General features: G+C 71.2%; 19 protein-coding genes and 1 CRISPR repeat array (1 of these 20 only partly in view). Of the genes, 9 read left to right on the plus strand and 10 right to left on the minus strand.

Features of this window, described 5'->3' with window-relative positions; translation table 11 throughout:
* Positions 1 to 836: direct repeats of the CRISPR family, unit length 36 nt; unit sequence CTTTCCGCGGTTTCACCGCCGCGGCCTCATTGAAGC; it begins 11,487 nt to the left of the window's first position.
* Positions 837 to 865: 29 nt separating this feature from the next.
* The 5 genes from ACFQUV_RS11100 to ACFQUV_RS11120 all read right to left on the minus strand — a co-directional run bounded on the left by ACFQUV_RS11100 (position 866) and on the right by ACFQUV_RS11120 (position 5,460).
* Positions 866 to 1,516 carry a CAP domain-containing protein gene (locus ACFQUV_RS11100; protein ID WP_207211440.1) on the minus strand — a complete coding sequence of 217 codons (651 nt, stop codon included), beginning with the start codon at positions 1,514 to 1,516 and terminating at the stop codon, positions 866 to 868.
* The gene (locus ACFQUV_RS11105; protein ID WP_378394814.1) at positions 1,516 to 3,957 is read right to left on the minus strand and encodes a DUF3772 domain-containing protein; all 2,442 of its coding nucleotides are present in this window, start codon (positions 3,955 to 3,957) and stop codon (positions 1,516 to 1,518) included. The genes ACFQUV_RS11100 and ACFQUV_RS11105 overlap by 1 nt, the downstream gene beginning before the upstream one ends.
* A gap of 32 nt (positions 3,958 to 3,989) precedes the next feature.
* Complete coding sequence (locus tag ACFQUV_RS11110) at positions 3,990 to 4,352, minus strand: hypothetical protein (protein ID WP_207211618.1); 363 nt, start codon at positions 4,350 to 4,352, stop codon at positions 3,990 to 3,992.
* Between the two features lie 296 nt (positions 4,353 to 4,648).
* Positions 4,649 to 5,227 (minus strand): sigma-70 family RNA polymerase sigma factor, encoded by a 579-nt coding sequence (locus ACFQUV_RS11115; RefSeq protein WP_111387743.1) that lies wholly within the window; start codon positions 5,225 to 5,227, stop codon positions 4,649 to 4,651.
* On the minus strand, positions 5,224 to 5,460 hold the full coding sequence (locus ACFQUV_RS11120; protein ID WP_378394817.1) for a NepR family anti-sigma factor: 237 nt from the start codon (positions 5,458 to 5,460) through the stop codon (positions 5,224 to 5,226). Before ACFQUV_RS11120 ends, ACFQUV_RS11115 begins: the two co-directional genes overlap by 4 nt.
* 163 nt (positions 5,461 to 5,623) lie before the next feature.
* Between ACFQUV_RS11120 and ACFQUV_RS11125 the strand changes: the two genes are divergently transcribed.
* The 5 genes from ACFQUV_RS11125 to ACFQUV_RS11145 all read left to right on the plus strand — a co-directional run bounded on the left by ACFQUV_RS11125 (position 5,624) and on the right by ACFQUV_RS11145 (position 12,138).
* Positions 5,624 to 6,427, plus strand: a complete 804-nt coding sequence (locus ACFQUV_RS11125) for a response regulator (protein WP_129611572.1) — start codon at positions 5,624 to 5,626, stop codon at positions 6,425 to 6,427.
* A 667-nt stretch (positions 6,428 to 7,094) separates the two neighbouring features.
* The gene (locus ACFQUV_RS11130) at positions 7,095 to 8,942 is read left to right on the plus strand and encodes an HWE histidine kinase domain-containing protein (RefSeq protein WP_129611571.1); all 1,848 of its coding nucleotides are present in this window, start codon (positions 7,095 to 7,097) and stop codon (positions 8,940 to 8,942) included.
* A 226-nt stretch (positions 8,943 to 9,168) separates the two neighbouring features.
* Positions 9,169 to 9,708 (plus strand): hypothetical protein, encoded by a 540-nt coding sequence (locus tag ACFQUV_RS11135; protein WP_129611570.1) that lies wholly within the window; start codon positions 9,169 to 9,171, stop codon positions 9,706 to 9,708.
* 583 nt (positions 9,709 to 10,291) lie between these two features.
* Entirely contained in the window at positions 10,292 to 11,095 is an 804-nt protein-coding gene (locus ACFQUV_RS11140; RefSeq protein WP_129611569.1) for a L,D-transpeptidase, read from the plus strand.
* Positions 11,096 to 11,346: 251 nt separating this feature from the next.
* The gene (locus ACFQUV_RS11145; RefSeq protein ID WP_129611568.1) at positions 11,347 to 12,138 is read left to right on the plus strand and encodes a DUF2865 domain-containing protein; all 792 of its coding nucleotides are present in this window, start codon (positions 11,347 to 11,349) and stop codon (positions 12,136 to 12,138) included.
* A gap of 51 nt (positions 12,139 to 12,189) precedes the next feature.
* On the opposite strand, the gene ACFQUV_RS11150 is transcribed toward ACFQUV_RS11145, so the two are convergent.
* A complete protein-coding gene (locus ACFQUV_RS11150; RefSeq protein WP_129611567.1) occupies positions 12,190 to 14,022 on the minus strand; it encodes an ABC transporter transmembrane domain-containing protein in 1,833 nt (610 codons plus the stop codon).
* A gap of 260 nt (positions 14,023 to 14,282) precedes the next feature.
* Between ACFQUV_RS11150 and rpmE the strand changes: the two genes are divergently transcribed.
* Positions 14,283 to 14,507: a 50S ribosomal protein L31 gene (gene rpmE / locus ACFQUV_RS11155; RefSeq protein WP_111386631.1), complete on the plus strand. Its 225-nt coding sequence runs from the start codon at positions 14,283 to 14,285 to the stop codon at positions 14,505 to 14,507.
* A 410-nt stretch (positions 14,508 to 14,917) separates the two neighbouring features.
* Here the strand turns inward: rpmE and ACFQUV_RS11160 are convergent, their stop codons facing one another.
* The gene (locus ACFQUV_RS11160) at positions 14,918 to 15,439 is read right to left on the minus strand and encodes a DUF1465 family protein (RefSeq protein ID WP_129611566.1); all 522 of its coding nucleotides are present in this window, start codon (positions 15,437 to 15,439) and stop codon (positions 14,918 to 14,920) included.
* A 430-nt stretch (positions 15,440 to 15,869) separates the two neighbouring features.
* Complete coding sequence (locus ACFQUV_RS11165; protein ID WP_129611565.1) at positions 15,870 to 16,064, minus strand: DUF1192 domain-containing protein; 195 nt, start codon at positions 16,062 to 16,064, stop codon at positions 15,870 to 15,872.
* A gap of 241 nt (positions 16,065 to 16,305) precedes the next feature.
* Between ACFQUV_RS11165 and ACFQUV_RS11170 the strand changes: the two genes are divergently transcribed.
* Positions 16,306 to 17,316 carry an NAD(P)H-quinone oxidoreductase gene (locus ACFQUV_RS11170; RefSeq protein ID WP_129611564.1) on the plus strand — a complete coding sequence of 337 codons (1,011 nt, stop codon included), beginning with the start codon at positions 16,306 to 16,308 and terminating at the stop codon, positions 17,314 to 17,316.
* A gap of 136 nt (positions 17,317 to 17,452) precedes the next feature.
* The gene (locus ACFQUV_RS11175; RefSeq protein WP_371851757.1) at positions 17,453 to 20,338 is read left to right on the plus strand and encodes an EAL domain-containing protein; all 2,886 of its coding nucleotides are present in this window, start codon (positions 17,453 to 17,455) and stop codon (positions 20,336 to 20,338) included.
* Between the two features lie 13 nt (positions 20,339 to 20,351).
* Here ACFQUV_RS11175 and ACFQUV_RS11180 read toward each other — a convergent pair whose 3' ends face one another.
* Positions 20,352 to 21,302 (minus strand): tellurite resistance TerB family protein, encoded by a 951-nt coding sequence (locus ACFQUV_RS11180; RefSeq protein ID WP_129611562.1) that lies wholly within the window; start codon positions 21,300 to 21,302, stop codon positions 20,352 to 20,354.
* Between the two features lie 257 nt (positions 21,303 to 21,559).
* Positions 21,560 to 21,865 (minus strand): HdeA/HdeB family chaperone, encoded by a 306-nt coding sequence (locus ACFQUV_RS11185; RefSeq protein ID WP_111388371.1) that lies wholly within the window; start codon positions 21,863 to 21,865, stop codon positions 21,560 to 21,562.
* Between the two features lie 272 nt (positions 21,866 to 22,137).
* On the opposite strand from ACFQUV_RS11185, the gene ACFQUV_RS11190 reads away from it, so the two are divergent.
* Entirely contained in the window at positions 22,138 to 22,719 is a 582-nt protein-coding gene (locus ACFQUV_RS11190; protein ID WP_280176774.1) for a sugar O-acetyltransferase, read from the plus strand.
* Positions 22,720 to 22,733: the final 14 nt, after the last annotated feature.

Consider the following 22,733-nt stretch of genomic DNA (forward strand, 5'->3'; position numbering starts at 1 on the left):
CACCGCCGCGGCCTCATTGAAGCATAGTCACGAGCCGACGAAAGAAATTTTGCGCCATCGCGCTTTCCGCGGTTTCACCGCCGCGGCCTCATTGAAGCGTTAACCGTATGTTGGGGAGGCTGATTTTCGTGGTTGCTTTCCGCGGTTTCACCGCCGCGGCCTCATTGAAGCTCCTGCCTTCAGCGCGGCCCCGAGGCGCGGGCTTGGCTTTCCGCGGTTTCACCGCCGCGGCCTCATTGAAGCGTCGCCATCACGCCGCCTCGCGCCGCCCGACGACCGCGCTTTCCGCGGTTTCACCGCCGCGGCCTCATTGAAGCGTCGCCATCACGCCGCCTCGCGCCGCCCGACGACCGCGCTTTCCGCGGTTTCACCGCCGCGGCCTCATTGAAGCGAGACGGTGGGGTGGGTTAGCGGGTTTGTGGCGCCGCGCTTTCCGCGGTTTCACCGCCGCGGCCTCATTGAAGCCGGCTGAATTCCGCCCCGCCATTGCGCTTCTGGACGGGGCTTTCCGCGGTTTCACCGCCGCGGCCTCATTGAAGCCATGTTATCGCAGCGCAAAAGCTTGACCGTATCGAAGCTTTCCGCGGTTTCACCGCCGCGGCCTCATTGAAGCTCGTATTCGCCGCGAAGATCACGCAAAGCGCCGCGTGTGCTTTCCGCGGTTTCACCGCCGCGGCCTCATTGAAGCACCTTGGCAAGACCCCACACAATCTGGCCGCCCTTAAGAGCTTTCCGCGGTTTCACCGCCGCGGCCTCATTGAAGCCACCACTGCGCGTTCTCGCACACTTCGAACCAGTCGCTTTCCGCCGCTTCACCGCCGCGGCCTCTCCGGGCCCGGCGACCGTGCGGAGATCGGCCCCGCGCTCAGCGGATCGCCCATTGCTGCGACAGGCCCCAGCGATGCGGCGCGCCACCACCCGCGGTGCCGCCGCCCGGGGTGCCGCCGGCCGGCACCGCCGCCGGGCCGGCCGGGCCGGCCTCCGCCCGCTGGTCGGGCGCCGCCAGGATCAGCGCCCAGAACACCTTGTACTTGGTGCCCGGCGCGAAGGCGGCCGCGATGCCCATGCGGGTCGCGTCCTTGGCCAGCATGTTGGCGCGGTGCGGCGGCGAATCGCGCCAGCCCGAGAACGCCTCGGCGAGCGTGTGGTAGCCGGCCGAGACGTTCTCGACCGCCATCCGGGCGTCGAAGCCGGAGCCGGCGATGCGGGTCTTGAAGTCGCGCCCGACATTGTGGTCGAGCTTGTTCTTCGCCGCCATGGCGCGCGCCTGCTCCTCGGCGAGCCGCATCAGGATCGGATCGATGGTGACGGCGCCGAGGCCGTTGTTGCGGCGATAGCCGGAGATCATCGAGGCCGCCGCGGCCGGATCGAGATCGGCGCCCTTGGTGAGATTGCGGTAGAAGCTCGGCTCGTCGACCCCGGGGTCGCGATCCCCGGCGCAGCCGGCGAGCGCCAGCGCGGCGGCGGCGAGCACGACCAGATGCCGCGACGGACGCGGCAGGCGGCGAGCGGACATCATGGTGTCGGTTCCTCGATCATGGGCGGACCCGGCACGCGCTCGTCGTGAATCGGGTAGGGAATCTTGATGCCCGCCTCGCGGAACTTCTGCAAGACCGCGACGTGCAGGTCGTTCTTCACCGACAGGCCGTTCTCGACATTGGAGAGGATGCAGCGCAGCTCGAAGTCGAGCCCGATGTCGCCGAAGCCGAGCAGGAAGACGCCCGGCGGCGGCGCCCGCAGCACCAGCGGATGGGCGCGCGCGCAGCCGGCGAGAATCTCGCGCACCCGCTCGACGTCACTGTCGTACGCCACCCGCACCTTGAGGATGACACGGCCGAGCGTGTTGCCGTGCGTCCAGTTCTTCACCGAGGAGGTGATGAACTCGGAGTTCGGGATGATCACGCTGGCGCGATCGAAGGTCTCGATCTCGGTGGCCCGCACGCTGATCTTGCGCACGAACCCCTCCTCGTTCTTGACCACCACCCAGTCGCCCACCCGGATCGGCCGCTCGGCGAGCAGGATCAGGCCCGACACGAAGTTCGACACGATCGATTGCAGGCCGAAGCCGATGCCGACCGAGAGGGCGCCGGCGATGAGGGCGATCTTCTGGAGGTCGATGCCGATCGAGCCGAGCACCGCGGCGAGCACGCCGATCAGGCCCGCGTAACCGAACAGGGTCGAGATCGAGTGCTGCAAGCCGGGGTCGAGGGCGGTGCGCGGCAGAAAGCTGGTCTCCAGCCAGCGCTGCGCGCCACGCACGCCGAGCACACCGATCAAGAGGATGGCGATGGCGCCCAGCACGGTCTGGATCGAGATGGTGACGCCGCCGACCTGCCAGCCGAACGCCGCCTCGGCCAGGCGGGTCAGCACGTCGTCGGCGAACACGCCCCACGGCCCGAGCACCGCCAGGATCGCGAGCACCAAGAGCGACACCCGGATGATCGCCGACAGCAGCGTGGCGATGAGGTCGAGACCGCGGCTCGACAGGCCGAGCAGCCCGGAGATGGCGCGGCCGCGCTCGCTGCCGCCCGACAGCACCTGGGTGAACAGCGCATCCACGAAAGCATCGAGCACCACCAGCATGCCGGCCAGCGACAGCACGATCACCAGCCGGCTCGCCATGAAGGCGGCGAGCGCGATGTAGCCGGCCGCCAGCGGCACCGCGATGGCCACCACGAAGAGGGCCAGCAGCACCCGCGCGCCACGCAGGCCCGGGCCGGGCGGCGCATCCTCTGCGGCGGCGCCGCGGGCGGTCCGCCACATGAAGTTGACCGCGAGGCCGACGATCGTCACCGCCAGCATGGCGCTGGTCGCCACCGTCAGGGCGATCGGGGCGGTCGTCGTCTTGTGGATCAGGTTGAGAACGATGACGAGGCCGAGCGCGCGCGCCGCCCAGGTCAGGTGAAAGGTCGCCCGGGTCGCCTCGGCGTCGCTCCAGGCGAACAGCCGGCGGCTCGGCTGGTCGGGCGCGAACAGCGCGCGGGCGACGGCCCGCCCGGTGCTGGCGGTCGCCACCGCGAGCCCGATGCCGACCCCGAGGCTGCGAATCCACGCCGGCATCAGCCCGTAGTTCTCCAGCACCAGCACGGTGACGATCACCGCCGCCGGCATCGTCAGCGCATGGGCGAGCAGCACCATCACGGCCTGGTAGGCGCGGTCGAAGCGGGCCGCCAGCCCGCCGTCGATCAGCCGATGGTGCAGCCAGCGGAACAGCAGCACGGCGCCGAGCCCGAAGCCGAGCAGCGTCAGCGCCGCGCCGGCGACGCTGCCGCGGGTCGCGGCGGCGCCGGCATAGAGCCACCAGGCGCGGCCGAGCTGGACGAGGCGGCCGGCCTCCGAGCGCAGGCCCTCGGAGACGTCGGCCCAGAAGGTCGGGTTGAACAGCCCGGCACTGCGGGCGAACAGCTCGCGGGTGAACAGGCCGCGTCGCAGGTCGGTCACCCGCTCGCTCGCCTCGTCGGCCTTGACCAGCAGCAGCCGCCCCTGCTTGACGGCGGCCTCCACCTCGCTCTGCTGCTTGGTCAGCTTGGCCCGCTCGGCGGCGACGCCGGGGTCCTCCTTGGGCTGGTCCTCCTCGGGCGGATCGCCGAGCTGCTTGAGCTGGGCGGTGGCCTGGTTCAGCTCGCCTTCGAGCGCCCCGATGGTGTCGCGCAGCTCGGCCCGCATGACGGTGAGGCGGCGGCGCAGCTCGGCGAGGGAGTCGTCGAAGTGAGCGTCGGCGGCGAGCGCCTTCTCGATCTCGTCGAGGCTCGCCTTGGTGGCGTCGAGGCGCGCCGCAACCGGCGGCGGCTGGGGCGCGGCCGCCGGCTTGGCGCCGGGCTGGGCGGCCCCCGCTGTCGCGGCCACCAGCGCCAGCCCGAGCCAGGCGGTGAGCACGAGGCCCGCCAGCGCGGCGGCGCCCCACCCCACGCCCCATCGCGCGCCGCCCCGGCGCAGCCCCGTCGTCGTCTGTCGCATTCTCCGCCCCCGTCCAGCTCCGATGCGGCGCTTCAGCGACGCGGCCCCCTCGCCCGCACCGCCATCGGCTCGCCGCGCCGCTCCACCGCGGGGGCGGCCGGCGCCGCAGCGCCGCCGCCGGCGCCGTCGTCGCGCTCGCCGAGCCGCATCACGGCGGTGCCCATCACCCAGCTCCCCAGCGTCACGGCAAAGCCGAACAGAAGGAGGCCGATCGCCACCACCGGCGACTGGTCGCCGAGCACCAGCGTCCGCAACCGATGCGCGTCGAGGGCCATGAGCCCCGCCACCGCGAGCACCGCGATCACCAGGCCGATGGCCAGGTTGATCGCCAGCAGGCGCACCAGCGGCAGCCGCAGCAGGCGGCCGGCCGGCGTGTCGGGCCGAGAGTGGGTCATGGGGAGGTCCTCCGCCGCGGCGCGGCCCTCGTGGCCCGCCGGAACCTTATGGCCCAACCGGAATCGCCGTGTCGAGCCGCCCTCCCGTTGCCGTGTCTCGATGGCGGAAGCATGGTGCGACCCGCAGCCGCCGGCGGAGGGAGCCGGGGACCGGCCCTCGCAGGGCGGTCGCACCGCAGTGGCGCACCCGTAATGGGCGCACCTATAGTGGTTCATCTACTGCGGCGCATCCATAGCAACGCACCGGCCACGGCGGACTGCCGCGGCCGGTGCGAGCCGAACAAGAAGTAAGGTATTTAGCTGCCGCCGCCCGAGAACACGGCGCGCAGCTCGCGATCGGGACCGAGGTCCTCGATGCTCTCGATGGCCAACAGCTCGGCGAGGCGCGTGCGGGCGCGGTTGACGCGGCTCTTGATGGTGCCGACCGCACAGCCGCAGATCTCGGCGGCCTCCTCGTACGAGAAGCCGGACGCGCCCACCAGCACCAGCGCCTCGCGCTGGTCCGGCGGCAGCTTGCCGAGTGCCTCGCGGAACTCCTCGAACTCGACCCGGCTCGCCTGCTCGGGCTGCGTCTTCATGCTGTCCGCATAAGCGCCGTCGGAATCCGGCACCTCGCGCCGCCGCTTGCGGTACTCGGAGCGGAACAGGTTGCGCAGGATGGTGAACAGCCACGCCGACATGTTGGTGCCGGGCTCGAACGAATCGAGATTGGCCCAGGCCCGCAGCAGGGTCTCCTGCACCAGGTCGTCGGCGCGGTCCACATTGGCCGACAGCGAGATGGCGAAGGCGCGCAGGCTGGGCACGGCCGCCAGCATGGCCTCGCGAACGCTCGCGTCGTTGCGCGAGTCGGCCCGTCCGGACGGATCGCGGCTCATTCGCTCGCGTCCTTGTCGACGCCTTCCGTGCGGACCGCCTTGGTGTCCAGATTACGCAGGAGATCGGCGAAGCGATCGGGCACGCCCTGGTCGACGATATCGTCGTAGACGGCCCGGAGCTGCTGTCCGATCTTGGTCTGAATCTCGCGGTTCAAGGCGGGGCCCGGTCTCGCCGGGCTCGGACGCACCTGAACCAACCCTTCGGGCCGCGACGACTTTCTTTCCTTCATCATGTCCTCACACCGGCTCGCCCGTGACCCGGGAAACGCCGGACCCCCGCGCACTTTGAACCAACTCCGGAAACCTGTCATAGTTCCAGCCGAGGGAACCTTTATGTGATCACCGCGTTCCCCTCGGGCTCGTCCACGGGGTCACACACATTTGGGAGTTCCAGCTTTGTCGTCGGCGCAAATGGTTGCTCACCATCTTCCGTATCTGCGCCGGTATGCGCGCGCGCTCACCGGCAGCCAGTCGTCGGGAGACGCCTACGTCGCCGCCACCCTCGAGGCCATCGTCAAGGAGCCGTCGATTCTCGCCGACGCCGGCAAGCCCAAGGTGGCCCTGTTCCGCTGCTTCACGGCGATCTGGAACTCGTTGCCGGTCAACGGCTCCTCCGATCTGGTCGAGCCCGACAGCCCGGCCGAGCGGCGCCTCGGCCAGCTCACGCCCAAGGCGCGGCAAGCCTTCCTGCTCGTCTCGCTCGAAGGCTTCTCGGAGGAGGACGCCGCCGGCATCCTCGACGTCGATCTCTCCAAGATTCGCAGCCTCGTGGAAGAGGCCGGCCGCGAGCTCGCCGCCGAGATCGCCACCGATGTCCTCATCATCGAGGACGAGACCTTCATCGCCCTCGATCTCGAAGGGCTGGTGGAGAGCCTCGGCCATCGCGTGGTGGGCATCGCCCGCACCCACAGCGAGGCGGTGCAGATCGCCCAGAAGAAGCGGCCGGGCCTGATCCTCGCCGACATCCAGCTCGCCGACGGCAGCTCCGGCCTCGACGCCGTCAACGAGCTGCTCGACACCTTCGAGGTGCCGGTGATCTTCATCACCGCCTATCCCGAGCGCTTCCTCACCGGCCAGCGGCCGGAGCCGGCCTTCCTGATCGCCAAGCCGTTCCAGCCCGCCACCGTCTCGGCCGTGGTCAGCCAGGCGCTGTTCTTCGAGCGCAACGCCACCCGGCGCGAGCGCCGAATTCCAGCCTGACGCCTCCCCGCGGCGACGCCGTCGCCGCGGGCTCCCACCCGTCGGGTGATCGCCAGGTCCCGCCGCGTCCGCCTCCTGCGCCGCTTCCTATCTCCCGCATGTCGTACCGTCTTGCCTTGGGGAGGACGGTCCCTCCGTAAGCCGAGGACGAGATGGGCCGTCGGAAGAGGTCGGCCGGACCGCCGGCCAGCGAGGCGCGACGAGCCGGGCAGCGCGAACACGGGGCGCGGGACCTGGACAGAGATAAAGAGCGTGGACCGCGAAAGGGCCCGGACAGAGAAAAGGCGTGGTTGACGAAGTCAACCACGCCTTAAATGGCCGGCCGAGCACGGGGGGGGAGGGGGAATGGCGGCCGGTCACCAGGACAACCGACCACCAGGACATTGGTTCCGGACATCTTGAAAAAATTTTGGACCCGAGCTCGCCTCCCTCCGGGAGGCGCCGCGTCGGCGGCGTCTTCTCTGCGGCCGCAGCGCCTCCCGCGACAGAAACCATCGACGGCGTCACGGCGTTCCGCTCGGGCACAGCACCCGAATCCGGGCCGAGGGAGCGGCCGCGGACCGCTCCCGACACCGGGCGGCTTCGCCACGCTTGCCCGAAATCAAAGCGGAGACTGGAGGGCCCGGCAGGATTCGGGTGGCCCTTCGGCCCCGATGGAGTGTGGGACATGAGCGGGTTGGTCGCGTGGCTCGGCCTCGCGCCGGACGGCCTGACGGTCGCCGGACGCGCCGGCACCGACCTGTTGCGGCTCACCACCGAAGCGTTCATCGCCTTCAGCTTCTTCGGGATTCTGTTCGGGCTCGTGTGGGTCGCGCGCCAGCGCGCCGATCTGCGGCGGGAGTACCGCGCCCTGGTCTGGGCCGGCGGCGGCTTTCTCTTGGCCTCCGCCCTCGCGCATCTGCTCGGCGCCCTGGCGGCGGTGCTGCCCTGGGGCGGATTGTTCAATCTCGCCAATGCGGTGGTGGCGGTGCTCGCCTCCGCCACCGTGGTGCTGCTGCTGCCGCTCCTGCCGCAGCTCGCCCGCGCCCCCTCCACCGCCCAGCTCGCCCAGGCCAACGAGAGCCTGCGCCGCGAGGTCGCCGGCCACGAGGTGACGCTGCGCGAGCTGGAGACCGTGCAGCGCGAGCTGGAAACCCGCGTGGTCGAGCGCACCCGCGAGCTGTCGACCGTCACGGCGCGGCTGGAAACGGCGCTGCGCGGGGCCTATGTGCATGCGTTCTCACAAGATCGTGATCTCCGCTACACCTGGGTCTACGATCCCGGCGGCGATAGCGGCGACGGGATGGTGGGCCGCACCGACGAGGAGGTGTTCCCGCCGGGCGAGCGCGACGCCATCGTGGCGGTGAAGCGCCGCGTGCTCGCGACCGGGCAGGCGGAGACCTGCGAGCTGCCGGTCGTCAGCCCGCGCGAGCGCGGGCTGTACGCCGTGCACCTCGAGCCGGCCCGCGGCCTCGACGGCGCCATCGCCGGGCTGACCGGGGCCGCCATCGACATCTCGCGCCTGCGCTCGCTGGAGAGCGAGCAGCGCCGCCTCGCCGACGAGCTGCGCACGGTGCTGCAACGCTACGAGATCGCGCTGCGCGGCTCGCACATGACCCTGTTCACCCAGGACCGTGACCTGCGCTTCACCTCGATCAGCAATCCGCTGTTCGGGCGCGAGGTCGTCGACATCGTCGGCCGCACCGACGCCGAGATCCTGCCGGCCGAGAGCGTCGCCCAGTTCGGCACCCTGGCGCGGGCGGCGCTCGCCACCGGCAAGGCGCAGGGCGGCGAAGTCAGCGTCAAGCACGGCGAAACCCGCTGGTACGAGCTGCATGTCGAGCCGCTGCTCGATTCCGCCGGTGCCGTCATCGGGGTGGCCTGCGCGCTGTTCGACGTCACCGAGCGCAAGACCGGCGAGAGCCATCTGCGCCTCCTGATGCGCGAGCTGACCCACCGCTCCAAGAACCTGCTCGCCGTGATCCAGGCGATGGCGCGCCAGACCGCCCGCCACTCCGGCAGCATCGAGTCGTTCCTGGATGCCTTCGGGGCGCGCCTCCAGGCGCTCGCCACCTCGCACGACCTGCTGGTCCAAGAGGGCTGGTACGGCGCCTCGCTCGGCGACCTCACCCGCCGTCAGCTCGCCAAGTATCTCGACGGCGCCGCCGCCCGCGTCTCGGTCGAGGGGCCGCCCATCCACCTCAAGCCGGCCGCCGCCCAGAGCTACGGCCTCGCCCTGCACGAGCTCGCCGTCAACGCGGAGCGTTACGGCGCCCTCTCGGTGCCGGACGGACGGGTGGCGATTGCCTGGAGCCTGAAGCCGGCGGAGGCCGGCGGCGAGGAGGCGATCGAGATCCTGTGGTCGGAGTCCGGCGGCCCCGACGTCGCCGCCCCCGAGAGCCGCGGCTTCGGCACCCTGGTGGTCGAGAAGAACCTGGCCCGCGCCCTCGACGCCGAGGTGGTGCTGAGCTTCGATCCGGGCGGTGTGCGCTGCCGCATGGTGATCCCGGCCTCGCATCTGCTGGCCGCCCGCTGAGCCGGCGCCCCCACCCTCGCCCTCCGCTCCGCCGCCCAGAACGCGAATCGGCCGTGAACCTCACGGGGCCGTGAAGGAACAAACTGATTAACAGACTGTTATCAGCTCGGACCGTCCGGGGGCGGTCTGTTCGCACGGGGCCTTCTCGGCATATTGGACCGATCCGATGTGCAAGACCAAGATCTTGTCTGCCATGGGCGTTTCCGCGCTGGTCGCGTGGGCGGTCGTGACGATCGGAGGGGAGCCGGTGTTCGGCGGCACCGAGCGCGCCAAGGCGGATCGCACCGCCTCGCTGGCCGCGCCGGTGGACCGCGCACGGAAAAGTGATCGCCTGCCGGACGCCGCCACCGAGCGGCCCGAGGCCCGCGTCATCTCCACCGTCGAGGTGATCGGCATCCGCGACGCCGCCATCGTGTATCGCGATCGCGACGGCCGCGTGCTGTATCGCAGCGATCCGCTGACCAACGCCACCGTCGTCACCAAGGGCGTGGTGCTGCCCGCCGTGACGGTGCGTGAGACGCCGGCGAGCGCCGTGCGTCCGGTCGCCACCGACGCCATTCCGCCCAAGCCGGCGCTGCCCAACCAGCCGTCCGTCAACTCGCGCGACCTGCCGGCGAAGCCGGCGAGCGCGCCGGCCGGCCGGCCGCGCATCCCGGAAGGCTGCGATCCCGCCGCGAGCCCGATCGCCTCGCCGCAGCTCTCGCACATCCTGAGCAAGTGCCTGGTCGAGGCGCCGACGCCGACCAAGCTCGCCGCCCTGATGTGAGCTGCGATCGATGTGAGCTGCGCGACGCGAGCGATCTGATCACGAACCTGTGACGACAGCCGGGCCTCGCCCGGCTGTTTTCGTTTCCGCCACCGGGCAGAAGCCGCGCGGCGACGGCACGATTTGATCGGATCGGTGGGCCTCCGACCCCCGAGTAATCGGCTCGCCGTCGTTGCGGGCGCGGGGTTGTCCCGGCCATCCACGTCATTGTTGCTGCTCAGCCTGATAATGCCCGGCACGAGGCATGTGCTCGGGCCGGCCGAAGGCCGGACCCGAGTGCCGGGCCTGACGAGTCGGCATCAGCGGCCATCGGCATGGGATCGACGAGCTGATCAGCCGGGTCTCGTGCGACGATCCGCGTGCAAGCCTGCGACGGCCTTCTCCGCGGGCCTTCTCACAAGGGCTTTTCCGCGGGCCTCGCCGACTGCTCTCACGCGGCAGCTCGCGGCGTGATCACGTCGCGATGTCTCGGATCAGATTCACGTTTGCTTAATTTTCATCGTTAACGCCACGGAACTCTTTTCCCGATTCGCGGTTGTAGATGCGGCAGTCGATCTGCCGGGGATATTTCGGGGAGGGTGACATGGCTCGCAGCGCGAAGCTTCATCTCGTCGTCGGTGCCGTGGCGGCGATGATCGCCGGCGCGACGTTCACCCCCGCCAAGGCCGACCCGCTGGCCCTGTTCGCACCGGACGGCTACCGCACCTCGCGCATCGACCCCTACATCAGCGACGAGCGCATCCGCCTCGACCAGGCGGACGAGACCCGCACGGTCACGCCGGCGCATCTGCGCCGCCAGGTCGTGGCCTATAGCGGATCGGAGGCGCCCGGCACCATCGTGGTCGACACGCCCAACACCTATCTCTATCTGGTGCTCGGCGGCGGCAAGGCGATGCGCTACGGCATCGGCGTCGGTCGCGAGGGTTTCACCTGGTCGGGCGTCGAGCAGATCACCCGGATGAGCGAGTGGCCGGACTGGACCCCGCCGTCCGAGATGCTCCAGCGCCAGCCCTATCTGCCGCGCTTCATGGCCGGCGGCCCGGGCAACCCGATGGGCGCCCGCGCCATGTATCTCGGCAACACGGTCTATCGCATCCACGGCACCAACGATCCGTCGACCATCGGCAAGCGCGTCTCGTCCGGCTGCATCCGCCTCGCCAACGAGGACGTGATGGACCTCTATGCCCGGGTGAAGCCCGGCGCCACCGTGGTGGTTCTGCCGATGAACGGCCGCCGCACCGTGGGCGCGCCTGCGCGGCCCGCCGCCGCGAAGCCCACTGCCGCCAAGCCGGTCGCAGCCCAGCCGGCGAGCCCGGCGCCGGCCGCCGCCGTGCCGGCCACTCCGGCCCGCACCGCCGACAGCCTGACCGGCCCGCGCACCAACTGAGTGCCCAGGCGGGGTCTGCGGACCCCGCCACCCACCTCCCCTCTCCCTCGCGCCATCGCGAGAGACCGGGACGCCAGCGCCTCGCGTCGCAATGTCTCGCGCGAGGGACGCAGTAAGATCAGGCGACGAGTTCGGCCCGCCGTGAGCGACCCGAGTGGGTTCGACGAGCCGCCGAGGGCAGCCGTCGACCGCCTCCGACCGCAGCCGGTGCCCGCTCCGAGAATGTCCACACCAGGCCGCCCGCGCCCGCGATGACCACCACCACATCCCACAATCATCGCACCCCGCACCGCCGCTCGGCGCGCGTGCTGCTGATCGTCGCCGCCGCGTTGCTGATCACCGACGCTGGCCCCGGGGCTGCCCAGACCGCGTCCTGGTCGAGCCGGCCGGCACCCGCCTCCGCGCCCGTGCGGCCGGCCGGCGACCTGTTCTCGACGCTGTTCGGGGCCTTCGCGCCGCCGGCGGCAGCGCCGTCGCCTGCCCGCACCGTGCCGGTGATGGCCTATGGCCCGTCCGGCTTGGCGGTGGATCGCGAGACGCCGGCCGCCCCGATGCTCGTCCCCGATGCCGCGCCGGCCCAGGCGGCCTATTGCGTGCGGCTGTGCGACGGCCGCTTCTTCCCGCTCAGCCCGGCCGCCGCGGTGACGCCGGCCAAGCTGTGCGGAGCGCTGTGCCCGGCGAGCCGCACCAAGGTGTTCGAAGGTCCCGGCATCGATCAGGCGATGGCCACCGACGGCAGCCGCTACGCGGCGCTGCCGACCGCCCATCTGTATCGCCGCGAGCTGGTCGGCGGCTGCACCTGCAACGGCCGGGACGCCTTCGGGCTGGCGAAGATCGATCTCGCGGCCGACCCGACGCTGCGGGCCGGCGACGTGGTGGCCACTGGCGACGGCTTCAAGGTCTTCCGCGGCGCCGCCGGCAGCCGGCACCGCGCCGCCGACTTCACGCCGGTGCGGCGCTCGCCGCTGGTCGCCGACGATATCCGCCACCGCCTGCGCACCCTGCGCATCGCCCGCGACACCGGCGCCGCTCGGCGACTCTGATCGCGGCAGCAGCTCGGGCGGCGGCCGCCATCCGAGTGGCCGAACGGTCGCTCACACCACCGGCATCGGCTCCGGCGACGTGTCGAACTGGAGGCGGGCCAGGCGGGCATAGAGGCCGCCCTGCTGCACCAGGCTGTCGTGGGTGCCCTCCTCGACGATGCGACCCTGGTCCATCACCAGGATGCGGTCGCAGGACAACACCGTCGCCAGCCGGTGCGCGATGACGAGGGTCGTGCGGCCCTGCATCAGGCGGGCGAGCGCCGTCTTCACCAGCGTCTCATTCTCGGCGTCGAGCGACGAGGTCGCCTCGTCGAGCAGCAGCAGCGGCGCCTCGCGCAGGATGGCGCGGGCGATGGCGAGCCGCTGGCGCTCGCCGCCCGACAGCAGCACGCCGCGCTCGCCCACCGGCGTGTCCATGCCCTGCGGCAGGCGGGCGATGAACTCCGAGGCGGCGGCCAGCTCGGCCGCGCGGGCGACGTCGGCGTCGCTGGCGTCGGGCCGGCCGAAGCGGATGTTCTCGGCGACGCTCGCTCCGAACACCGCGGCATCCTGCGGCACCAGCGCGATGCGCGAGCGCACGGCGCGCGGATCGGCCTCGGCGAGGCGCACGCCGTCGAACCGCACGGCGCCGCTGTCGGGATCGTAGAAGCGCAGCATCAGGTGAAAGAGCGTGCTCTTGCCGGCCCCCGAGGGACCGACGATCGCCACCTTCTCGCCGGCCCGCGCCGTGAACGACACGCCGTCGAGCGCCGCCACCTCGGGCCGGGTCGGATAATGGAAGCGCACCGCCTCGAAGGCGACCTCGCCGCGCGGCTTGGCCGGCAGCGGCACCGGGCTCGCCGGCACCTCGATGTCGGGCTCGATGGCGAGCAGCTCGTTCAGCCGCTCGGCGGCGCCGGCCGCCTGCGAGATCTCGCCCCACACCTGCGACAGCTCGCCGAGCGCCCCGGCCGCGAACACCGCGTAGATGACGAACTGGCTCAGTCGCCCGGCCGTCATCCGCTCGTCGGCGACGTCCTGGGCGCCGACCCACAGGATCACCACCACGCTGGCGAACACCATGAAGATGGCGATGCCGGTGAGCCAGGCGCGCGCCTTGGTGGAGGCCACCGCCGCCGCGAAGGCGCGCTCGACCGCCGCGGCGAAGCGGTGCGTCGCCATCGCCTCGTTGGTGAACGCCTGGAGGGTGCGGATGGCGCCGATCAGCTCGGCCGCGTAGCCCGAGGCCTCGGCGAGCGTGTCTTGCGCCTCGCGCGAGCGGCGCCGCACGATGCGGCCGAAGGCGACCAGCGGCAGCACGATCACCGGGATGGCGGCGAGCACGAACAGCGACAGGCGCGGGCTGGTCACCACCATCATCAGGGTGGAGCCGAGGAACAGCAGCAGGTTGCGCAGCGTGATCGACACCGAGGCGCCGACCGCCGACTTGAGCTGGGTGGCGTCGCCGGAGAGCCGCGAGATCAGCTCGCCGCTCTTGGCGCTGTCGAAGAAGCCGGCCGACAGCGCCGTCAGGTGCTCGAACACGCGGGTGCGCAGGTCGGAGACGATGCGCTCGCCGAGCGTGGTGACTAGGTAGTAGCGCAGCGCGCTCGCCGCGGCGAGCACGCCCGCCACGATCAGGAGCACCGTGAAGTACTGGTGGATCAGCCCGGCGGCATCCTGGGTGAAGCCGACATCGATCATGCGGCGGACCGCGACCGGCAGCACCAGGGTGGCGAGCGAGGCGGTGACCAGGGCGATCAGCGCCGCCAGCGCGCGGCCCTTGTAGCGCATCACATAGGGCACGACCGCGAGAAGCGGCCGGATGTCACGGCGGCCGGCGGTGACCTCGCCAGACTGCGGCCCGGTCGATCCGAGCCCGCGCCCTCCGCTGTCCAGATTCATGGATGATCTCGCTCGACGTCCACTGATGAGGCGAGAGCGAGCCCGCGCGCCGGGGAGACGCCGACGGGCTCGCCGCGCGGCGGACAATGCCTCGCCGTGTGGCCGGTGACAATGCGGCGGCCGCCTCCGGTGCGGCTTTTTCGAGGACATGGTGGCCGCCTACGGTCGGGCGCGGGCCGGCGACGCCGGCTTGTCTCGCCGCACCCCCTGGGCTATAGACCCCGCAACCATCGACACAGCGCGACGATCAGGACCGAGCGATGAAGCCCGACATCCACCCCCAGTACCATACCGTCAAGGTCATCATGACCGACGGCACCGAGTTCAACACCCGGACGACCTGGGGCCAGGCCGGCGACACGCTGCGTCTCGACATCGACCCGAAGTCGCACCCGGCCTGGACCGGCGGCTCGCAGCAGCTTCTCGACCGCGGCGGCCGCGTGTCGCGCTTCCAGAAGAAGTTCTCGGGCCTCGGCCTGAAGTAATCGCGCCGACGAGCCGCCGCACGCGGCATCGCCGATCGGTTCGAGGCCGGGCCCGCCGCCCGGCCTTTCGGCGTTTGCGGGCCGCGGTCGCGCCGACGCGCGACGTCGCGACCGGGGTCCGCACCCGAACGGGCCGGCGCGCCGCACACCAGATCCCGGTGATCATGCCGAATGGCCGCTGATGCTGACTCGTCATGCCCGCCTTGTGTGCCGGGCATCCACTTTAAGCCTAGCAACAACAAGAACGTGGATGGCCGGGACAAGCCCGGCCATGACGGAGGATGCAGTCCGAGAGTGCTGCCGTTGGTATCAGGTCGCGTCATTCCGGGGCGCGGCGACGCCGCGAACCCGGCAAGCCGCGAACCGAATCCAGCGGCAATCGTCGAACGAGTGCTCGGCCGGATCTTGGATCAGTCGCCGTCGCGCTCGAAGGCGGCCTTGAGCAGGCCGAGCTGGCGCTCCAACGGATTGGCGGCCGGAGCCACCTCGGGCAGCGGGGCGTGAATGGTGGCGTCGAGCCGCCGCACCTGATCCTGGAGCTTGAGCGAGCGGTCGATCAGCTCGACCAGGCGCTCGGGCAGCAGCGCCAGCACGTCGGGATCGGCCGGGTCGGCCATGCCGAGCTTGACCTTGGTCTTCTCCCGGTTGGCCTGGTCGAGGGACATCTCGCCCTCGTTGACGGCGCGATGGAGCAGCAGCCAGGAGGCGAGCTGCATCAGCCGCGTGGTCAGCCGCATGCTCTCGGTCGCATAGGACAGCGCCGACGTGCGCTCCAGGCGCTTGGACTCGCTGCGGCCGGGTCCGTCCAGGTAGGCCGCCGTCTCCTCGACCAGCTTCATGCCGTCGCTGAACAACGTCACGAAAGCCTGGGAGGACGCGAGCCTCGCGCCGAACGACACCGGACCCGCCACGATCGGCGAATGGTCGGACATGGCAATCCCTCTGTTCGCGGCGACTATGGCGCGCGCGGACAGCCGGAGTCCAGCCGGCGGGACTTCGGCCCCCGCCAAGATTTTTCGACATAGTTTCCGTATCGGCGACGTCCGATCGCCCACGGAAGGCCAAAAAAGGGGCCGCCACGAAGGCGGCCCGAAGTGTCAACAGGGAGGCGTCAAACAGAGTGGACAGGAGCCACTCGATGTCCACGAGGTGGACGTACACAGTAATATTCGGGAAAGCTTAACGAGCCCTTACCGGCGCGGCCGGGCGGCAGCCCGCGGCCCGCCCGGCGGCGCGGGCCAGACCGGCGCCGGATGCAGGGCGGATGGCGCCTCGAGCCCCGGTCGGGCGCATCGGCCTCGGGAAATCGGCCTTATGGGGCATCGGTCCTGGCGGACGGCCGGGTCCGGGCCGGCGAGCCGGTCAGCGCCGAAAGAACTGGTCGGCGGCCGAGCGCGACGCCTGCTTGGCGTCGCGGGCCGCTTCGAGGCGGACGATCTCGGCCCGCAGCAGGTCGATGCGCTCGCCCAGCTCGGCCACCGAGAGGAGTGCGATGTCCTGGCCGATCTCGTGCCCGAGCTTGCGCTTGGGGCGGTCGTCCTCGTCGCCGATCGCCATGGCGGTCCTCCTCGTTCGGCCGGCCGGGGTCGTCGCGCGCCGCCTCCATCCCGGGGCGGCCACCCCCGCGGACGGCAATACAGGTTCCCTCGCGCCGGCAAAATGCTCTAGTGTGTCGGCCTGCCGTTGCGCCGCGCCCGGCGCGGCGACCTTGCGCCGAGGACCACCCGGGTGGCAAGCGCGCGCCGTCGGCGCGCCCTCGGGCCGGCCCGGTCGAACCACACAGGACTCCCCTTTCTCCATGACGTCGACGCCGTACCCCGTTCCCGCCCGCATGACCGCCATCGCCATCCGGGCGCCGGGCGGCCCCGAAGTCCTGGTCCCCGAAGAGCGCCCGGTGCCGGCGCCCGGGCCGGGCGAGATTCTGGTCAAGGTCGAGGCCGCCGGGGTGAACCGCCCGGACGTCGCCCAGCGCAAGGGCCACTACCCGCCGCCCCCTGGAGCGCCCGACATTCCGGGCCTGGAGATCGCCGGCACCGTGGTGGCCTGCGGCGAAGGGGCGACCCGCTTCGCGCTCGGCGACCGGGTGATGGCGCTGGTGGCGGGTGGCGGCTACGCGCCCTACTGCGTCGCCCACGAGAGCCACGCCCTGCCGGTGCCGGACGGGCTCTCGGCCGCCGAGGCGGCCGCCGTCCCGGAAACCCTGTTCACGGTCTGGCACAACGTGTTCGAGCGCGGCGGCCTGAAGGCCGGCGAGACCCTGCTGGTGCATGGCGGCTCGTCCGGCATCGGCACCATGGCGATCCAGCTCGCCAAGGCGTTCGGCGCCCGGGTGATCGTCACCGCCGGCTCGGCCGAGAAATGCGACGCCTGCCGCAAGCTCGGCGCCGATGTCGCCGTGAACTACCGCGAGCAGGACTTCGTCGCCGAGACCAAGGCGGCGACCGACGGGGCCGGCGCCACGCTCATCCTGGACATGGTCGGGGGCGACTACATCGAGCGCAACTACGAGGCGGCCGCGGTCGAGGGGCGGATCGTTCAGATCGCCTTCCAGGGCTCGCCCAAGGCGACCGTCGACTTCCGCCGCATCATGCTGAAGCGGCTGCACCACACCGGCTCGACCCTGCGGGCGCGCTCGACCGCCGACAAGGCCGCCATCGTGCGCGCCGCCGGCGAGGCGGTGCTGCCGCTGATCGCGGCCGGGCGGGTGCGGCCCGTGATGGACCGGACGTTCCCGCTCGCCGAGGCGGCGGCCGCCCATGCCCGCATGGAATCGAGCGCCCACATCGGCAAGATCGTGCTCGCGGTCTAGAGCATTTTCCGGCGAAGTGGATTCCGGTTCGCCGTAGAAAATGCGATCGAATTTGGCGCGACCATCGCGCGTCGTTTGGTCGTTCACCGCACCCCGCTCCCGGCTCGGTCCGGGGGTGAGAGCCTGGAGGTTCGGCTTGCTTCGAGGTGTCCGCGCCGCGCTGGTGTCGGCCGTTCTCGTCATCGTGGCGGTGCTCGCCGCGGGTCCGGCCGCGCACGCCGTGCAGGCCGTCAGCGTGCGGCCCGACGTGCCGGCCATCGATCTCACCGAGGCGGTCGAGCTCCAGCAGACCGAGGGCGACCGCGTCCAGGTGTCGACCGCGCCCGGCCCCGACGGCATCGTCCGCCGCATCGAGGTGCGGGCCCGCGACGGCGGCAACAGCTGGGCGGTGCTGGCGCTCGCCAACACCAGCGACGAGCAGTTCGACCGGCTGATCGTCGTGCCGCACTACCAGATGGTCGGCTCCGGCCTGCTGTGGCCCGATCTCGGCCTGTCGCGGGTCGCCACCATCACGCCGAGCGCCGGCGACCGCCCCGACCGCCAGGACAGCCCGACCGCCGACATCTTCCGCGTCACCCTCGATCCCGGCGCCGTCATCACCTTCGTGATCGAGCTGCGCACGCCGCGGCTGCCGCAGATCTATCTGTGGGAGCCGGAAGCCTACAAGGACAAGGTCAACAGCTTCACGCTGTACCACGGCATGGTGATCGGCATCGCCGGCCTGCTGGCGCTGTTCCTCACCATCCTGTTCGTCGTCAAGGGCAGCGTCATGTTCCCGGCGGCGGCGGCGCTGGCGTGGGCGGTGCTGATCTATATCGGCGTCGACTTCGGCTTCTGGGGCAAGGTGTTCGACATGTCGGCCGGGGCCGAGCGGGTGTGGCGCGCCTGCGGCGAGGCGATCCTGGCCGCCACCCTCGTGGTGTTCCTGTTCGCCTATCTCAATCTCAGCCGCTGGCATGTCCGCTACGCCCATGTCACCGCCGGCTGGCTGGTGGTGCTGGCGACGCTGATCGGCGTCGCCCTGTGGGACCCGGCGATCGCCGCCGGGGTGGCGCGGCTGTCGCTGCTGCTGGTCGCGACCCTCGGCCTCGCCCTGGTGATCTATCTCTCGACCCACGGCTTCGACCGCGCCGTGCTGCTGATCCCGACCTGGTTCCTGCTGGTGGTGTGGGTGCTGGCCGCCGGCATGACGGTGACGGGCGCCGTCACCAACGACATCGTCGGTCCGGCGCTGCTCGGCGGCCTGGTGCTGATCGTCATGCTGATCGGCTTCACGGTGATGCAGCACGCCTTCGCGGGCGGCGTCACCCAGGGCATCGTCTCCGATGTCGAGCGCCGCGCCCTGGCGCTGACCGGCGCCGGCGATCTGATCTGGGACTGGGATGTCGGCGCCGACAAGGTCTTCACCAGCCCCGAGACCGAGCAGGTGCTCGGCCTCAAGCGCGGTACCCTCGACGGCCCCGCCGCCAACTGGCTGGAGGTGCTGCACCCGCTCGATCGCGACCGCTTCCGCGCCGCGCTCGACAGCGCGCTGGAGCAGCGCCGCGGCCGCCTGATGCAGGACTTCCGCCTGCGCACCGCCGACGGCCATCACCTGTGGTTCACCCTCAAGGCGCGGCCGGTGGTCGGCTCCGACGGCGAGGTGGTGCGCCTGGTCGGCACGCTGACCGACATCACCGAGTTCAAGACCGCCGAGGAGCGGCTGCTGCACGACGCCGTGCACGACAACCTCACCGGCCTGCCCAACCGACAGCTCTTCCTCGATCGCCTCCAGGCGGTGTTCGCCTTCGCCAAGGCCGATCCGACGATCCGCCCGACCGTGATGGTGATCGATCTCGACCGCTTCAAGCAGGTCAACGACTCGGTCGGCATGGCGGTCGGCGACTCGATCCTGCTGACGCTCGCCCGTCGGCTCGGCCGCCTGCTGAAGCCCCAGGACACGCTGGCCCGCCTCGGCGGCGACCAGTTCGGCCTGATCCTCCTGTCCGAGAAGGACTCGGGCCGCATCGTCGGCTTCGCCGAGACGATGCGCAAGGCGATCAATGCGCCGATCGGCTTCAACGACCGCGAGATCATCCTGACCGGCTCGATCGGCCTCGCGCTCGGCGACGGTCAGCCGCAGCGCGCCGACGAGATGCTGAAGGACGCCGAGCTGGCGATGTATCACGGCAAGCGCATCGGCGGCGATCGCATCGAGATCTTCAAGCCCGCCATGCGGGCCCGCAAGACCGACCGGCTGACGCTCGAGTCCGAGCTGCGCCGCGCGCTCGAGCGCGAGGAGATCACCATCCTGTACCAGCCGATCGTCCGGCTGGAGGACCGCTCGGTCGCCGGCTTCGAGGCGCTGGCGCGCTGGGACCATCCCAAGATGGGGCGGCTGTCGCCGTCGGAGTTCATCTCCATCGCCGAGGAGATCGGCCTCATCGTCGATCTCGGCCTGTTCGCCATGGAGCGCACCGCCCGCCAGCTCGCCATCTGGCAGCGCGCCGTGCCGACCCGCCTGCCGCTGTTCGCCAGCGTCAACGTGTCGTCGCGCCAGTTCCTGCGCCACGACCTCATCCACGACCTGCGCACCGTGATGGCGCGCTCGGGCCTGCTCCGCGGCAGCCTCAAGCTCGAGCTGACCGAGAGCCTGGTGATGGAGAATCCCGAGCTGGCGACGCAGATCCTCCAGCGCGTCAAGGAGCTGGGCGCCGGGCTGGCGCTCGACGACTTCGGCACCGGCCACTCGTCGCTCGCCTATCTGCAACGCTTCCCGTTCGACACCATCAAGATCGACAAGTCGTTCGTCCGCACCACCGCGAAGGGCACCCGGCCGGTGATCCTGCGCTCGATCATCGGGCTCGCCCACGACCTCGGCATGGAGGTGGTGGCGGAGGGCGCCGAGACCGACTCGGACGCCGTCGAGCTGTATCAGCTCGGCTGCGAATACGTGCAGGGCTTCGTGTTCGGCGAGGCGATGCCGGCCGAGGCGGCGCGCGAGCTGCTGGCCCGCGACCGCCTGGCGCTGGCGACCCGCTGATGCGCCGCCGCGGCTATCCGGTCGCCGCGTTCCGCGATGCCGCGTCGAGATGCTGAACCAGGCCCGGGTCGAGCTTCAGCCCGGCGGCGAGCCGAGACAGAAAGGCCGTTTCGGCGACGTTGTCGGGATTGATGGCGAGCCGCGCCGCCGTGTAGACCTGCGCCGCGACCGCCGGCGTCGTCGCCGCCGCGACGAGCTGGTCGACCGACAGCGGCGCGGCGAACTCGCGCGCCAGCGCCGCGGCCGCCTCGGCATCGGAGGCGGCCTTGCCGAGCCCGCCGACGATGTGGCGTCGTTCCGCCTCGTCGACGACGCCGTCGGCCGAAGCCGCCGCGATCATGGCCCGCACCATCAGCAGCGCCGTCGCCTGATCCTGGGCATGGTCGGCGGTCTCGCCGAACGGGCTCGCATCGGGCGCCGGCGCCACCGGGCCGCCGAGATCGATCAGCGGCTTGCCGGCCTGATAGTTCTCCCACGCCTTGTAGGCGAGGCCGCCGATCACCGCGAGGCCGCCGAGCCGCGCCGTGCTGGCCGCGATGCCGCGGCCGGCGCCGGTGCCGAGCAGGATGGCGGCGAGGCCGCCGAGCGCAGCGCCCGCACCGAGCTTGTTCTGGCTGGCGAGATCGCGCGCCTTGGCGAGCAGATCGCCGGCGCTCGACCCGATCGCATCCTTCAACGCCTGATCGGCCTTGCCGCCGATGCCGGTCTTGGCCTCGACGTCGCGCGCGGCCGTCTGGAGACCGGAGGTCGCGGCACCGAGGACTTGGCCGATGATCGAGGCGAAGCTGCCGGAGCCGAGCGGCTTGCCGGCGGCGCCCTCCTGCATGCCGGCGCGCAGCTCGGTCGCGACCTGGCCGAGCAGGTCGCCGAGCCCGCCGGCAGCAGCGCCCTGCTGCGCGGCCCCGGCGGCACCTGGCGCCGCACCGCCACCCATGATGGCGTCGAGAAGCTTCTTCGAATCCATGCCACGATCTCCTTCGGGGGGAGCACGACGGGCCACCGGCGCGCGGAAGCGAAGCCGCGGCACTGATCGCCGACGCGCCGCGACCGAGCACCACGACGCGGGGCTCGCACGATGAACGAGAGTGCAGGAAGCGAGTACCGCACGAATGCGGCCGTTGCGCGACAGCTCGCGTCGACGATATCGGCAGCATCGGCAGCGCGATCACGACGCATCATGACGGCGGCGGACAGCGACCGACGCGGCGCTGCGCCTCGTGGCTAGTCCATCACCTTGTCGGCCGCCGTGATCAGGCCGTGGGTCGGGTTCGTCGCGCAGTAGGCGCCGAGCTTCTCGGCCTTCTCCTTCAGCTTGCCGAAATCGAGCACCGGGGGGTCGTCCTCGTCGGTGTAGTAGCCGAGCATCCAGGCGATCACGAAGTCGAGCCGGTCCTTGCTGCCCTCGAAGAAGTCCTTGCAGGTGATGGTCGACAGATCGAGGCTCTGGGCCGCCGCCGGAAGGGGCGTGGCCGCCGTCAGGGTGGCGGCGAGCAGCAGGGCGGCAACCGGAGCACCTGGAGTCCTCATGGGCCTGTCCTTTCGAGGCAATGCGAGCGAGTCGCGACGCCTCCAGGTGGCATGGACGCCCCGGCCGCCACAACGCACGAAGTCGAGATGAGCGCGGCGGCGCCGGACCGGCTCGCCGCGCATGCCGCCCTTCGGCCATGCCGTCCAGGCAGGATGCGATTCGCGGCGGCTGGCGGAACCGACGGCCCTGTCGGGCGTGAATACGAGACACGCTCGGATCGGAGACACGAGGCGTGCGAGAGCCTGTGAGCAGCGAGCAGACGAGTGGTGGAATGACGAGCAGCGGGACGATGGGTAGCGGGACGACGCGGAGCGAGAAGCAGAAGATGCTGGCCGGCGAGCTCTATCGCCCGGGCGATGCCGAGATCCAGGCCGACCAGGCCGCCACCAAGGCGTGGCTCGCCCGCTACAACGCCGCCGCGGCGGCGCCACCGGCAGAGCGCCGCGGGCTGTTGCGCGAGCGCCTCGCCGCGGTCGGCGACGGCGCCGTGATCCGGCCGCCGTTCTTCTGCGACTTCGGCTTCAACATCACGCTCGGCCGCGACGTCTTCCTCAACTTCAACTGCGTGATTCTCGATGTTACGCCTGTCGAGATCGGCGACGGCACCCAGATCGGTCCGGCCGTGCAGATCTACGCGGCGGATCATCCGCGCGAGGCGGAGCCGCGGCGCCAGGGGCTGGAGTTCGGCCGCCCGGTGCGCATCGGGCGCAATGTGTGGATCGGCGGCGGCGCCGTGATCTTGCCGGGCGTCGTCGTCGGCGACGACGCGGTGATCGGCGCCGGCAGCATCGTCACCCGCGACGTGCCGGCCGGAGCCACCGTGGCCGGCAACCCGGCGCGACCGCTGCGCTGAGGCGGCGGGCGCCG

The sequence above is a fragment of the Rhodoplanes sp. P11 genome, from assembly GCF_964266735.1.
Classification (GTDB): domain Bacteria; phylum Pseudomonadota; class Alphaproteobacteria; order Rhizobiales; family Xanthobacteraceae; genus Rhodoplanes; species Rhodoplanes serenus.